9 protein-coding genes are annotated in these 14,230 nt (G+C 55.0%); 4 read left to right on the forward strand and 5 right to left on the reverse strand.

What is annotated here, in order from left to right; all coding sequences use genetic code 11:
* Positions 1 to 375 precede the first annotated feature (375 nt).
* From ACW9KT_RS08555 to leuB, 4 genes are read left to right on the forward strand one after another with little or no spacing between them, the layout of a single operon-like run.
* On the forward strand, positions 376 to 1,542 hold the full coding sequence (locus tag ACW9KT_RS08555) for a 2-isopropylmalate synthase (RefSeq protein WP_457079326.1): 1,167 nt from the start codon (positions 376 to 378) through the stop codon (positions 1,540 to 1,542).
* Between the two features lies 1 nt (position 1,543).
* Positions 1,544 to 2,935, forward strand: coding sequence for a 3-isopropylmalate dehydratase large subunit (gene leuC, locus ACW9KT_RS08560; protein WP_457079328.1), 1,392 nt, complete (start codon positions 1,544 to 1,546; stop codon positions 2,933 to 2,935).
* 9 nt (positions 2,936 to 2,944) lie between these two features.
* Positions 2,945 to 3,541 (forward strand): 3-isopropylmalate dehydratase small subunit, encoded by a 597-nt coding sequence (gene leuD / locus ACW9KT_RS08565; RefSeq protein WP_457079330.1) that lies wholly within the window; start codon positions 2,945 to 2,947, stop codon positions 3,539 to 3,541.
* Positions 3,529 to 4,650 (forward strand): 3-isopropylmalate dehydrogenase, encoded by a 1,122-nt coding sequence (gene leuB / locus ACW9KT_RS08570; protein ID WP_457079332.1) that lies wholly within the window; start codon positions 3,529 to 3,531, stop codon positions 4,648 to 4,650. The genes leuD and leuB overlap by 13 nt, the downstream gene beginning before the upstream one ends.
* Before the next feature lie 254 nt (positions 4,651 to 4,904).
* On the opposite strand, the gene ACW9KT_RS08575 is transcribed toward leuB, so the two are convergent.
* From ACW9KT_RS08575 to ACW9KT_RS08595, 5 genes are all read right to left on the reverse strand, one after another.
* Positions 4,905 to 6,374, reverse strand: a complete 1,470-nt coding sequence (locus tag ACW9KT_RS08575) for a glutamate synthase subunit beta (protein ID WP_457080179.1) — start codon at positions 6,372 to 6,374, stop codon at positions 4,905 to 4,907.
* A gap of 184 nt (positions 6,375 to 6,558) precedes the next feature.
* Positions 6,559 to 11,076: a glutamate synthase large subunit gene (gene gltB / locus ACW9KT_RS08580; RefSeq protein ID WP_457079334.1), complete on the reverse strand. Its 4,518-nt coding sequence runs from the start codon at positions 11,074 to 11,076 to the stop codon at positions 6,559 to 6,561.
* 141 nt (positions 11,077 to 11,217) lie between these two features.
* Entirely contained in the window at positions 11,218 to 11,553 is a 336-nt protein-coding gene (locus ACW9KT_RS08585) for an ASCH/PUA domain-containing protein (RefSeq protein WP_457079336.1), read from the reverse strand.
* 815 nt (positions 11,554 to 12,368) lie between these two features.
* Positions 12,369 to 13,088, reverse strand: coding sequence for a class I SAM-dependent methyltransferase (locus ACW9KT_RS08590; protein ID WP_457079338.1), 720 nt, complete (start codon positions 13,086 to 13,088; stop codon positions 12,369 to 12,371).
* A gap of 108 nt (positions 13,089 to 13,196) precedes the next feature.
* The gene (locus ACW9KT_RS08595) at positions 13,197 to 14,066 is read right to left on the reverse strand and encodes a universal stress protein (RefSeq protein ID WP_457079340.1); all 870 of its coding nucleotides are present in this window, start codon (positions 14,064 to 14,066) and stop codon (positions 13,197 to 13,199) included.
* Between the last annotated feature and the right edge of the window lie 164 nt (positions 14,067 to 14,230).

Below are 14,230 nucleotides of genomic sequence, written 5' to 3' on the forward strand. Positions count from 1 at the left end.
CGTCATGCAGAGCGGAGCATCTTGCTCGCGGTCGTTGTAGTGCTAATACTCCAACAAGAAGGCGGTCATGCAGAGCGGAGCGAAGCATCTCGCGTGCTGATGATTGATTAGTAATCATACATCAGCACGCGAGATGCTTCGCTCCGCTCTGCATGACGTTCTTTAGGGGGCATTTTTAGTATATATCCAGCAAAAAATATAGCCTATTCAAGCGTTAGCCATTGTATCTTATATGAATTCTAAATGCTGATAATCAATATGTTATAATATAAAAAGACGCAATTAGAAATAGTAGGCTTCTCGAAAATTCGTTTCCCTCTCCGCGTTTTGCCGGTGTACTTGCGAGCAGCTATTTGCTAAAAGCACTCCGACTATATGGCAGCTGAGAAAATTCAAATCTTCGATACCACGCTGCGCGACGGCGAACAAGTGCCGGGCTGCAAGCTCAACCGCGACGAAAAACTCATTATTGCCGAACAGCTCGAGCAGCTCGGTGTTGATGTAATAGAAGCTGGTTTTCCGGTATCTAGTCCCGGCGATTTTGAAGCTGTACAGGCTATTGCAGCCCAAACCCGCGAAGCTACCGTTTGCGGCCTGACGCGGGCTGTAGAGAATGATATTCGGGTGGCGGCTGAAGCGCTGAAGCCAGCACGTTATCCACGCATTCATACCGGTATCGGGACTTCTGAATCGCACATTCTGCACAAGCTTTGCAGCACCCAGGATAAAGTACTTGAGCGCGCTGTAGCGGCTGTGAGGCTGGCCAAATCCTTTGTGGAAGACGTCGAGTTTTACGCCGAGGACGCCGGCCGCACAGAAAACGCTTATCTGGCCCGGGTTTGTGAGGCTGCTATAAAGGCTGGCGCCACCGTTCTGAACATTCCGGATACTACCGGTTATTGTTTGCCCGACGAATACGGCGCCAAGATTAAGTACTTGCGAGAGAATGTGCGCGGCATTGAAAATGTCTGTTTGTCAACGCATTGCCACAATGATTTGGGGCTGGCTACGGCAAATTCAATTGCAGGCGTGCTGAATGGTGCCCGCCAGATAGAGTGCACTATCAATGGAGTAGGGGAGCGGGCTGGTAACACGGCTTTGGAAGAGGTCGTCATGATTTTGCGCCAGCATCCTTATCTACAACTCGATACCAGCGTCGTTTCCCAGCGGCTGGCTGATACTTCGCTCCTGGTTTCAACTATGATGGGGATGCCGGTGCAGCCTAATAAGGCGATTGTGGGGGCCAATGCCTTTTCTCACTCCAGCGGCATTCACCAGGACGGGGTGATTAAGCATCGGGCAACTTACGAAATCATTGATCCACGTGTGGTAGGTGTGGCCGATTCCTCTATTGTACTTACGGCTCGCTCTGGGCGCGCTGCATTGGCATATCGTCTCCAAAAGTTAGGCTATGAATTTGACCGGCAGGCGTTAAACAAAGCCTATGTCTCTTTTATGCAACTCGCAGACCGTCAGAAGGAAGTGGTGGATAGTGATTTGCACTTATTAGTGGAACAAGAAAACCTGGTTACGGCTAATTAAGATGGGTAAATCGTTAGTTGATAAAATCTGGGATGCGCACGTGGTGAAGGCCGTGGGCGATTTGGAGGTGTTTTACATCGACCGCCACCTGATTCATGAGGTGACCAGTCCGCAGGCATTCGACGAACTCGCCGCCCGCGGCTTGACCTTGTATAACCCCGCCCAGATAGTAGCCACTGCGGACCACAATGTGCCTACGCGCAACCAGCACTTGCCTATTCAGGACCCGCTTTCGCGCTCTCAGGTTGATAAGTTGAGTGAAAACTGCGCCAAACATGGCGTTGAGTTGTTTGGCCTAGGGCATGAATACCAAGGTATTGTGCACGTCATTGGACCAGAGTTGGGTATTACCCAGCCCGGTATGACCATTGTGTGCGGCGACAGCCACACGTCCACGCATGGCGCTTTTGGCGCTATTGCTTTTGGTATTGGCACCAGTCAGGTAACGCAGGTAATGGCTTCGCAATGCCTGCTGATTAGTAGGCCCAAGCGCATGCGCATTACCGTAGACGGCGAGTTGCGGCCAGGCGTTACGGCCAAAGACCTGATTCTGCACATAATAGTTCAACTCGGTACGGGCGGCGCTACAGGCTACTTTGTGGAGTACGCGGGTAGCGCCATTCGAGCCCTGAGCATGGAAGGCCGCATGACGGTGTGCAACATGAGTATTGAAATGGGCGCCCGCGGCGGTCTTATCGCGCCCGACGCTACCACGTTTGCCTACCTGAAAGGCCGCCCTTACGCTCCGCAAGGCGAGCGGTGGGAGCAGGCCGTGGCGTATTGGCAAACCCTGTATTCAGACGCCGACGCTAGCTTCGATGCTGAGCTGCAATTCGATGCGGGGGGCATTTTGCCCATGATTACTTACGGTACCAACCCGGGTATGGGCATGGCGCTGAACGGCAGCATTCCGTTAAGGGTGCTGGAAAGCGAAGCAGTAAGCTTTGATAAGTCATTAAGTTACATGGGGTTTGTGCCCGGCGAATCCTTGCTGGGCAAGCAGATTGACTATGTATTTATCGGGAGCTGCACCAATTCGCGCATTGAGGACCTCCGCGCTGTCGCTGCCTATGTGAAGGGGAAGCACAAAGCGGCGCACGTGGAGGCCATCATTGTGCCGGGCTCCAAGTCGGTGGAAAAGCAGGCCATTGCCGAAGGCTTGGACCAAGTGCTGACGGCGGCCGGCTTTGAGCTGCGCGAGCCCGGTTGCAGTGCCTGCTTGGCCATGAACGACGACAAGATTCCAGCTGGCGCTTACTGCGTTTCTACCTCCAATCGCAACTTCGAAGGGCGGCAAGGGCCCGGTGCCCGCACCCTGCTGGCTAGTCCGCTGGTCGCGGCCATTACGGCCGTGGAAGGACGCATTGTTGACATTACCAAGTACTTAAACTAGGCTGCGTCCATGGAAAAGTTTCAAACGCTCCTGTCAACGGCCGTACCGCTGCCCATCGAAAACATCGATACGGACCAGATTATCCCAGCCCGTTTTCTCAAAGCGACGACCCGCGAAGGCTTCGGCGCCAACCTGTTCAGCGACTGGCGCTACACGGCCGACGGCCAGCCCAAGCAAGGCTTCGTGCTGAATGATGCGCGCTATGGGGGGCAAATTCTGCTGGGGGGCAAAAACTTTGGCTGCGGCTCCAGCCGCGAGCACGCGGCTTGGGCACTTTACGACGCTGGTTTCAAGGTGGTCATCTCCAGCTACTTCGCGGATATTTTTAAGGGTAACGCCTTGAACACCGGGCTGTTGCCTCTACAAGTTTCGGATGAAATTCTGCAACGGCTTTTCCGGCAGGTAGAGCAGGACCCGCAGACGCAGCTGGTAGTGGACCTGCCTACGCAGACGCTGACGGTGCCCGTGTGGGAGGAAAGCATAGGCTTTGAGCTGGATCCTTACAAGAAAGAATGCCTGATCAATGGGTACGACGACATTGATTTTTTACTCAACCAAAAAGAGGCTATAGCGGCCTACGAACAGCAGCGACCATGGGCATACTAAGAAAGCGAATTGTAGTGTTGGCTGGCGATGGCATCGGCCCCGAAGTGTGTCAAGAAGGCGTGCGGGTGCTAAAAGCCATAGCTGAGCGCTTTGGGCACGAGTTTACGTTCGACTACCAGCTTATGGGCGCCTGTGCTATTGATGCCACCGGCGACCCGCTGCCCGACAAAACCCTTGCCGCCTGCTGGCAAGCTGATGCGGTGCTGCTGGGCGCCATTGGCGACCCCAAATACGATAACAACCCTGCCGCCAAAGTTCGTCCCGAGCAAGGGCTGCTGAAGCTGCGCAAGTCGCTGGGGCTTTACGCCAACATTCGCCCCGTTACGGCCTACGACCGGCTGCTGGAACACTCGCCTCTCAAGAAGGACCGCATTCAGGGTGCTGATATGCTCATCTTCCGGGAGCTGACAGGGGGCATTTATTTCGGTGAAAAAGGCCGCACCAATGATGGCGCTGCCTATGACCATTGCACCTACAATCGGGAGGAAATTGCCCGCATTGCCCACCGGGCTTTTCAGGCGGCCGACAATCGTCGCCAGAAACTGACTTTGGTGGATAAAGCTAACGTGCTGGAAACCTCACGCTTATGGCGCGAAGTGGTGCAGGAAATTGCCCCCCAGTACCCCAGCGTGGCCGTCGATTATCTGTTCGTTGATAATGCCGCCATGCAGCTTATCCTCAACCCGCGCCAGTTCGATGTAATCCTGACCGAGAACATGTTTGGTGATATTCTCTCTGATGAGGCTTCGGTCATTGCTGGCTCGTTGGGCCTGCTGCCTTCCGCCTCCGTCGGCGACCAAGTGGCTTTGTTTGAGCCTATTCACGGCTCTTTCCCGCAGGCCAAAGGCAAAGGCATCGCCAACCCCATTGCTACGATCTTATCGGCAGCGATGATGCTGGAGCACTTCGGAATGCAGATAGAAGCCGACTGCGTTAAGGATGCTGTCCACAATGCCCTAGACAAAGGAGTACTCACTCCAGAACTGACCTCTAGCGTGCCTTACACGACCGAGCAGGTGGGAAGCTTTATTGCCTACGGCGTGCTGGATATTAATGATTGTCAGCTGCATAGAAGCAATATCGAAGCTGGTCTAAGCACCATTATTTAGCCTCTCGATACTAACATCAAGTAAGAAGGCCGTCATGCAGAGGCGGAGCCGAAGCATCTCGCGTGCTGACGCAGGATTACTACTCTCACTAAACACGCGAGATGCTTCGCTTCACTCTGCATGACGGCCTTGATAATTTTTAGGTTCATGATTTAGCTTTCGGAAAAGCTTAAACCCTCTCGAAAGTAAAAAAGCCTCCCAGCACATATCTGGGGGGCTTTTTACTTTACTCGATGTCGATTAATTTATCTATCTCAAGCAAACATTGCCACGGCATTCTTGCTAGGCAGCGAGGTCTTGCCGGTCAGAAACATATCTACCTGCCGCGCTGCTTCCCGGCCTTCGGAGATGGCCCAAACTACCAATGACTGACCGCGGCGCATGTCGCCGGCCACAAACACGTTCGCTAGGCTTGTGCGATAGGTATTGTCGGGGGCGAGTACGTTGCCGCGCTCGTCCAGTTTTACGCCTAGTTGCTCCAATAAGCCTTTGTATTGGGGGGAGGCGAAGCCCAAGGCCAACAGTACCATGTCGCAAGGTATCTCGCGTTCGGAGCCTTCTATTTCCTGAAAGGCAATGCGCCGGCCGAGTACATCGGTTTCCCAGGTTACGTCGGTAACCAATACAGCCCGCAACTGGCCTAGCTCATCACCCAGAAATGCCTTGGTATGAATGCCCCAATAACGGTGGCAGCCTTCCTCGTGGGAGGTGCTGGTGCGGAAAATAGTGGGGTAATTAGGCCAAGGGGTGTGCGCAGGGCGGTCGGTGGAGGGCTCGTGCATGAGAGCAAATTGCGTGACGGAACTGGCCCGCTGCCGGTTGGCGGTGCCCACACAGTCGGAGCCCGTATCGCCACTGCCAATGACAATTACTTGACGATCGGTGGCTAGAATAGGCTCATCGGTGATGGGTAACTCACTCACCCGACGGTTGTGCTGCGTCAGGTAATCCATGGCGAAGTGAATCCCGGCTAAGTCCCGGCCCGGAATGGGCAGGTCGCGGGGCAGCAGGGCGCCGCCGGCCAGCACTACCGCATCGAACGTGCGGGTAAGCTCAGTGGCGGGCAAGTCTTTACCAATTTCGGTATTGCAGCGAAACACAATGCCGTCTTCCTCCAGTAGTTGAATGCGGCGGTCAATCACCCATTTGTCGAGCTTAAAATCGGGGATTCCGTAACGTAAAAGCCCCCCAGGCCGGTCGTCGCGCTCAAATACAGTCACAGAATGTCCCGCTTTGGCTAATTGCGCTGCCGCCGCCAAGCCCGCCGGACCAGAACCAACTACCGCTACCGTTTTCCCAGATTTGAGAATAGGGGCTGTTGGCCGCACGTAGCCTTTGCTAAAAGCAATTTCAATAATGTGCTTTTCGATTTCCTCAATGACAACTGGCTCACGGTTAATACTTAACACACAAGCCGATTCGCAGGGCGCTGGGCAGATGCGGCCCGTGAACTCGGGAAAATTATTGGTCGAAGACAGAATCTGATACGCCTGCTCCCAATCGTGCTGGTGTACTGCATCGTTGAATTCAGGAATAATATTGCCCAAAGGACAGCCCGCGTGACAAAACGGAATGCCGCAGTCCATGCACCGAGCGGCCTGGTGGTTGAGTTGCTCCTCAGAATACATCCCAACGAATTCCTGATTGTGCGTTACCCGCTCCTGTGGTGCTGCCTTGGGTGGTAACTGGCGCTCAAACTCTTTAAATCCTGTGATGTGCCCCATATTGGAATTGATGTAGAGACGAGCCACGAAATGCCTCGGCGTTGAACAATTGGGTTTGAGCAGTTAATTAATTTTGCCCGTCATGCTTCGCGCTTCGCTGCATAACCGTCTACTTGAGACGTTCTTTTTTGACAGACATTAGAATGACAATTTCTGCAATGGGGAGACGCAAAGTATTGCGACTCTACACGGTAGCGTACTGCGCCTTTTGCAGCACCTTTTTGTATTCGGAAGGAAAAACCTTGACAAACTTGCCCGCTTCTTCTGCCCAACTATCTAGCATATAAGCAGCTAATTGGCTTCCGGTGAGCTGCACGTGTTTGCGCAGTAGCGCCTGAATCTGGTCTTCGTCGTCCGAGTCCAGCGGGTCCAGCTCCACCATTTCGGTGTTGCAGTTGTCGGGAAAGCTACCGTCAGGGTCATAAATCCAGGCGATGCCGCCGCTCATGCCAGCGGCGAAATTGCGCCCGGTTTTGCCCAGAATAAGTGCTCGTCCGCCCGTCATGTACTCGCAGCCATGGTCGCCCACGCCTTCTACTACCGCCGTTGCGCCAGAATTGCGCACTGCAAACCGTTCCCCAGCCTGGCCTCGCACAAATAGCTCTCCAGAGGTCGCGCCATACAGGGCTACGTTACCAATGATGATATTTTGCTCGGGTACAAACTGACTATCCGGCGAAGGGAAAATAGCTAATTGAGCGCCTGATAGCCCTTTGCCAACATAATCGTTGGCTTCACCCTCAAGGGTGAGCGATAAGCCTTTCACACTAAATGCTCCAAAGCTCTGCCCAGCGGAGCCGCTGAAGCGGAAGTTAATTGTGTTATCAGGTAGGCCGGCAGCGTGGTAGCGCTTGGTTATTTCGTTGGAAAGCAGCGTGCCGATGGTCCGGTCGATATTACGGACCGTGAACGATGCGAAGACCGGAATGCGCTCCTCCAACGCTGGCTTGGCGTGGTCAAGCAACTGCCAGTCCAGAATATTATCGAGGCCGTGGTCCTGGGTTTCACTATTGTATAAAGTGCCCCCCGAAGGGTTTGGAGCAGGGTGTAGCAGTCCACTCAAGTCCAAGGTGCGGGCTTTCCAGTGGCTTACACTTTCGCGCACTTTCAAAAATTGCGTTCGGCCCACCATCTCATTCACCGTCCGAAAGCCCAATTCAGCCATTATTTCGCGAAGCTCTTCCGCCAAAAAGCGGAATAGATTCACGATGTGCTCTGGCTGGCCCGTGAAGAGCTTGCGCAGTTCCGGGTCTTGGGTTGCTACGCCCACCGGGCAAGTGTTGAGATGGCATTTGCGCATCATCACGCAGCCCCCTGCAATGAGTGCAGCCGTAGCAACACCCCATTCTTCGGCGCCAAGCAAGGCGGCAATGGCAAGGTCGCGGCCGGTTTTGAGCTGACCATCCGCTTGCAATACCACGCGGCTGCGGAGCTGGTTGCGAAGCAGAGTTTGATGCGCTTCGGCCAGGCCTAGCTCCCAAGGTAGGCCGGCATGTTTAATGGAACTCATGGGCGAAGCACCCGTGCCGCCGTCATAGCCGGCAATCAGAATCACGTCGGCATGGGCTTTGGCCACGCCAGCCGCAATGGTGCCCACACCCGCCTTCGACACCAGCTTTACATTGATGCGGGCCGCCCGGTTGGCGTTTTTCAGGTCGAAGATCAACTGGGCTAAGTCCTCTATAGAATAGATATCGTGGTGGGGTGGGGGCGAAATGAGCCCCACTCCGGGCGTGGCATGGCGCACCTTGGCAATCCACTCATCTACCTTATGGCCTGGGAGTTGGCCACCCTCGCCGGGTTTTGCCCCCTGGGCCATTTTAATTTGTAGCTCGTCGGCGTTAGTAAGATAATGAGCCGTGACGCCAAAGCGAGCCGACGCAATTTGCTTGATGCTGGAGCGCATAGAGTCACCGTTGGGCAGAGGCTCGTAGCGCATGGCATCTTCGCCGCCCTCGCCGGTATTGCTTTTGGCCCCAATGCGGTTCATTGCAATAGCTAGCGTGCTGTGCGCCTCGTGCGAAATGGAGCCGAACGACATGGCCCCGGTCGCGAAACGGCGCATGATGTTTTCGGCGGGCTCTACTTCGCTTAGGTCAATGGGCTCGCGATGGTGGGCAAAATCCAACAGGCTCCGGATGCTAAACAGCCGGTCAGTTTGCTCATTGAGCAAGCGGGCGTAGCGCTGGTAGGTCTGGTAATTATTCGTGCGGGTGGCGTGCTGGAGCAGGTGCACGGTTTCGGGGTTGAACATATGCGCCTCCCCCCGACGGCGCCACTGGTACACGCCTCCATCGGGCAGAAGCTGCTGCTCTTCCAGCGTGGTGCTAGTGAAGCCCTGAAAGTGCTTGTACAGCGTCTCGCGGGCTATTTCATCGAAGCCAAGCCCGCCAATACGCGTGACAGCCCCTGTGAAACAATAGTCGACTACCGCCTGATTGAGACCTAAAATCTCGAACACTTGCGCGCCGTGGTACGACTGCAAGGTGGAGATTCCCATTTTGGAGAAAATCTTGAGAAGCCCATCACATACTGCCTTTACATAGTTTTTGGCCAGCTGCGAATAGTCTTCTAAAGAGTCAAATTGCCCCCCAGCGTGCATCGTTCGAATAGTGGATAGCGCTAGGTAAGGATTGATGGCCGTGGCCCCAAATGCCAGCAAACAAGCAAAATGGTGCACTTCCCACACGTCGCCCGCTTCTACTACTAACCCCACCGAACCCCGGAAACCCTTGCGAATGAGGTGGTGATGCACCGCCGAAACCGCCAGCAAAGATGGAATCGGCGCATGCTCCGAGTCCAGGGCACGGTCAGAAAGTATAAGAACCTCAAAGCCGTCGCTCACCGCATCCTCCGCGTAGCGACACAGCCGATCTACGCCATTCTGTAAAGAGCCCGGCTTGCCATCAGCCTTGAAATAGCTCATTAAGGTTTTGGCATGAAATAGCCCCGTATCGATGCTGCGCAGCTTTTCCAACTCGTGGTTAGTCAGGATGGGCTGGTGCAGGGCTACGCAGTGGCAGTGCAGTTTGTCCTCGTCGAGGATGTTGCCGTTGTTGCCAATGAAGGTAGCTAGACTCATTACCAGCCGCTCTCGAATCGGGTCGATGGGCGGGTTGGTGACCTGAGCAAAAAACTGCTTGAAGTAACTGGATAGGTGCTGGGGCTGATCCGACAGCACCGCCAACGGCACATCCACGCCCATCGAGCCGATGGGCTCTTTGCCCTCCACCGCCATGGGTGTGATGATGCTGTCGATATCCTCCCGAGTGTAGCCGAATACCTGATGGTATTTGAACACCGATTCGGCGGATAAATCGGTGAACATCTGCCGGGGCTCGGGAAGCTCTTCCAGCCGAATCTGGTACTCGTTCAGCCACTGTCCGTAGGGCTGCTGGCTGGCAGCTTGCGCTTTCAGCTCTTCATCGGTGATAATTTGCCCCCCAACCGTATCCACGAGCAACATCTTGCCGGGTTGCAGGCGGCCTTTCTGGGTGATGATAGAGTCAGGGATGCCCAGCACGCCGGCCTCGGAGGCCACCAGCACCCGCCCGTCGTTGGTAACCACGTAGCGCAATGGGCGCAAACCATTGCGGTCCAGCATGGCCCCGATCATCTTACCATCGGTAAAGAGCAAGGCCGCTGGGCCATCCCAAGGCCCCATAAATGTGGCGTGGAACTCGTAAAAGGCTTTTTTCAGCGGATCCATCTGCGTGTTGCCGTCCCAGGCTTCGGGCACGAGCATCATCATCACGTGGGGCAGTGAGCGGCCCGAGTGCAGCAGAATCTCGGCGATATTGTCCAAGCAAGCTGAGTCCGACTGGTTGTTGTCGATTACGGGCAGCAGCATGTCCATTTCCTCATCTGAGAAATAAGGCGAGACGTAGGAGCGAAGCCCGGCGTAAAACCAGTTCAGATTGCCGCGCAGCGTGTTTATCTCGCCATTATGCGCTATCAATCGGAACGGATGAGCCAGCTTCCAGGATGGAAACGTATTCGTGGAAAAGCGCGAATGAACCATCCCAAACCCCGATGTGACCCGCGGATCGGAAAGGTCGGGGAAGTAATGGCGCACCTGATAAGTAGTTAGCTGGCCTTTGTACACGATAACGCGGCATGAAAGCGAGGCAAAGTAGAAGTCATCTTCCGCCTCCGGCACCGATTCCATAACCGTTTTCGTAATCAGGCGTCGCAGCACAAATAGCTTGCGCTCAAAGTCTTCGCTAGTGGTGATGCCGGTAGGCCGCGCCACAAACACCTGCTCCATGACGGGCTCCGCCGCCAAAGCCGTCTGCCCAATACCAGTCGGATTTACGGGCACCGGCCGATACCCCAGCAATTGCATGCCCAAGCGCGCAATGGCCGCGTTGATGCTGGCGCGGCAGGCTTCTCGCTGGGGGGCATTTTTGGGCAAAAACACCATGCCTACCCCGTAGCAGCCTGGCTCGGGCAACCTGATATTCAGGGCCGTACATTCTTCCAGAAAAAACCAGTGCGGCACCTGCAGCATTAAGCCCGCGCCATCACCCGAATCGGAGTCGCAGCCACAGGCGCCGCGGTGCTCCATGTTCTCGAGCATAGTCAGCGCATCCGCAATCGTCTGGTGCGACTTCTGCCCCGTGAGGGAAGTGATAAAACCAGTGCCGCATGCATCATGCTCAAATTCAGGACGGTAAAGGCCTTGCGAGTCAGTAAATTTCATCACTAGAAAGAGGGCGTTAGGGTTCGGGCGTGCTGCTCGTTGGCGGTAGCACGTTGGGACTCATACAGCAGCAATAGGTGGGAGCGGTGTTTCCTAAGGGGCGAGGCCGGATGGACCTTCGCCCCCAGGAAGTTCTTTAGTTTACCACAGGCGGGTGTCGCTGACGCCGGGCGGCAGGGGGCGCAATTCGCTCAGACCCAGTACGCACCAGCCGGTTTGTAGGCCAAAAGCCCCACCTTGCAGTACGTAGCTAATCCAGCGGGCTACTGAGCGGCCGCTATAGGTTTCGCTTTCTGGCTCATACTCCCGCAGTTGCACGGCGTCGCCAACCTGGTAGTTGCGGTCGTTTTCGCGCACATCAAAAGTTTTGGCGCCCGACTGCACTGCCTCAAAGCACGCCGGCCATATTTTCAGCTCGTGGGTGCGGGTATGAGACAGGGAAGTAGGGTAATCTAGGGTTGCTATATTGGTAATCATGGTAGTCGTCGTTTGAAGTTGGGTGTGGCTAACAGCTAGTTAGCTCACGTTAGGGTTAGCTCAGAAGCTGAGCTAGCGCGGTCAAGCGGCCGCGGGAAAACAGACCTGTGTACAGGTCATCCGTTCATCGAAAAGTATGTTCATCCCCACGCGTGCCACACGACCGTTTACTGGTAGCTCACGAAATGAGCCCACTGGTCAGTGTTAAAAAAATGTTGCCTTTTAGAATGAAGGCTGAAAAGGTGTTTGTACTGATGACCCAGCACTCCCCAAAAAGCAAGGCTTTCTGGTAGTCTGGTCCGCTTGCCCCCTGTCGCAAGCGAAATAATGAGCGGGCTGGGTGGGATGGCAGCTACTCCAGGGCGTACGTTGGCTGAATATAAGAAATAAATGATTTAAAATGTCAATACTCTTACTTCAGTGCTGTTTTAAAATTTAATAGAGTGACAGACAAAACGCTTCTAACACAAGCAAGAAACAAAGCGTGCCATTAGCAAGTGAAGTTGCAAAGGTCTGGCTCTTAACACGAAGCGCAAAGGTAAGCACCGCTCAGCTTAGCAGCTGTCATAGCTAGTTTTATAAAGCTTATTACGAGAGCTAATACCTTGCTGATAGGCCCCTCACGCAACTTTTGCCTGCGGATGTGTTTTGTCTATGCTGCCCCTTGAGGTGCAAGGCCCCAACAACGCCGCACAAATCTTCTATACCAAGCAGGATAGAGTAATCTGGCGCTTGGAGTTTTGGGGAGAATGATGGAATCGGCTGTAGTAGTAAGCCACGGGGATGCGTATCTGGCTGCTAAAAGTCACTGCAAATCAGTGCTTTTGAGCCACCAGCTGCACGAGGCGGTGAGTTTCGCGGGAAAAGTCGGCTACGCCGATGGGCTCCTCGTAGCGCAGAATGTCGAAGCCGGCTGCGGCGTAGTGGTCCTTTAGCTGGTTGGTGGCAAAGCCAATTGCCTGATTGGGCTTGAGGCCGCGCGCCTGGTTGATATCGGTGTGAAAATTCTCAAATACGAGAAGGCCACCGGGCTTAAGGGCTGCCTGTACCTGCGCAACGTGGGTGTCTTCGTCGGCGTAACAGAGCACAATCAAATCCCATTGACTAGTGCCCCAATCAAACGTGTTCAGGTCTTGCTCAATGGTAGTAAGGTGGAGGCCTTGCTGGTGGGCCCGTTGCTGCGCAAACGCTAGGGCTTGATCAGCAATATCTACGCCTGTCACAGCCCAGCCTTGCTGAGCTAGGTATAGAGCGTTGCGGCCCTCGCCCATGTTTATGTCCAGCGCCGTGCCGGTGGGGCGCTTGCTTACGGCTTCCACCAGCAGGGTATTCGGGTGAGAGTTGAACCGCGTGCGGCGCCAAGTGTCATCGAGCAAGAAATGATTCCAGCGCCCGCGCTCATATTCCAGTGCCTGAGGGGGCGTAGCATTGGCCGGTGGGGGTGGATAGCTCGCAGCTAAAGCTTGAGTCGCAGGAGTAAGGGCCAGTGCGGAAGCGAATCCGTACTCATCCGTTTGATTCTGGGGGGCTTTCATAGAAGAAGCTGGTTCCTACGCTAGCGCTAAACGGCTGGCAAAGTATAACACTAGGCAAAAAGTAGAGCTGCTTGCGGCTACCGACCTGCCCAGTTATAGTGCCTTTACTCAGCTTAGCCCAGACATCCAGCCTGGTAACGAGGGCGATATGGCCGGCATTAGCAGTACGGGGACCCGGCTCTGGCGCAATACCTGCGCCGTAACGCTGCGATGGAACAGCCGCCCCAAGAAGCTCCGGGGGCGGGCTATCATCACCAGCAAATCGGCTTGGGTGTCGGCCACGGCTTGGCAAATGCCAGCGGCGGGCGATGTATGCGACTCTTGGTAAAGCTCCAGAGGAACGTCGGGTGGGAGCAGGCCGCTCGTGCGAACATGGGCTAGCGCTACTCGATCTGAACTTATTCGCTGCTCACGCTCGGTAGCCACGTGCGTCACGGTGTAGGTGGCTTGCCAAGCCGCTAGCAGCGAGCTTAAGTTGCGGGCTGCCTCGTTCAAATTAAATGGCTCGGCATCAATGGCTATTAGCACTCGACTGGGGGCGTTGACAATAGGATTGCAAGCTTCGGGCACGAGTAATAACGGCTGCTGCGTGGCGCGCAGCACCGGCAGCAACTGGTTATGCACCAAGTAGTCTAATAGGTCGTGCTCGGGACTTACGCCCATAGCCAGGAGCAGTGGGTGGTACTGCTCAACTGCTGCAGCCACTGCGTCGGTCATGACGCCGGCTGCTTCCGCTACTTCGGCGGGTACCGGTAAGCGCCGGGCTAGGGTCTGGAGGCTAGCCACGATTTCGGCTTCGTCGCGGGCCAGTTGTTTGGCTGCTGCCGCCACCAGCTCAGGCTCCAGAATTGCGGGGAGCATGTTTAGATGAAGCAGAACCAGCGGTAGCTGCAATGGGCTACCTAATGCGGCCGCAACCCGCGCCGTTTTCTCAGCAGCTTCCGAGAAATTGGCTAGCACTAAAAGGGAAGGTTTCATAGCATGGGGCAGTTTGAAAGCCAGCGCAGCGTACGACCAAAGGGAAGCACATCAGAGAAGAAGCGGGGGGCTTTTTTCGGGATGACAGCAGAAAAAAGCCCCCCGCCATTCGCCAGAGAAGATACCACAAATTTTGTCGTCGTCTCACGCCTGCGCTCTGATTA

The organism is Hymenobacter sp. HD11105 (assembly GCF_054051685.1).

Bases quoted from the DNA above. Each gene is read 5' to 3' on its own strand.
- leuB (WP_457079332.1), top strand. From the start codon at position 3,529: ATGGGCATACTAAGAAAGCGAATTGTAGTGTTGGCTGGCGATGGCATC.
- ACW9KT_RS08555 (WP_457079326.1), top strand. From the start codon at position 376: ATGGCAGCTGAGAAAATTCAAATCTTCGATACCACGCTGCGCGACGGC.
- ACW9KT_RS08595 (WP_457079340.1), bottom strand. From the start codon at position 14,066: ATGAAACCTTCCCTTTTAGTGCTAGCCAATTTCTCGGAAGCTGCTGAG.
- leuD (WP_457079330.1), top strand. From the start codon at position 2,945: ATGGAAAAGTTTCAAACGCTCCTGTCAACGGCCGTACCGCTGCCCATC.
- leuC (WP_457079328.1), top strand. From the start codon at position 1,544: ATGGGTAAATCGTTAGTTGATAAAATCTGGGATGCGCACGTGGTGAAG.
- gltB (WP_457079334.1), bottom strand. From the start codon at position 11,076: ATGAAATTTACTGACTCGCAAGGCCTTTACCGTCCTGAATTTGAGCAT.
- ACW9KT_RS08590 (WP_457079338.1), bottom strand. From the start codon at position 13,088: ATGAAAGCCCCCCAGAATCAAACGGATGAGTACGGATTCGCTTCCGCA.
- ACW9KT_RS08575 (WP_457080179.1), bottom strand. From the start codon at position 6,374: ATGGGGCACATCACAGGATTTAAAGAGTTTGAGCGCCAGTTACCACCC.
- ACW9KT_RS08585 (WP_457079336.1), bottom strand. From the start codon at position 11,553: ATGATTACCAATATAGCAACCCTAGATTACCCTACTTCCCTGTCTCAT.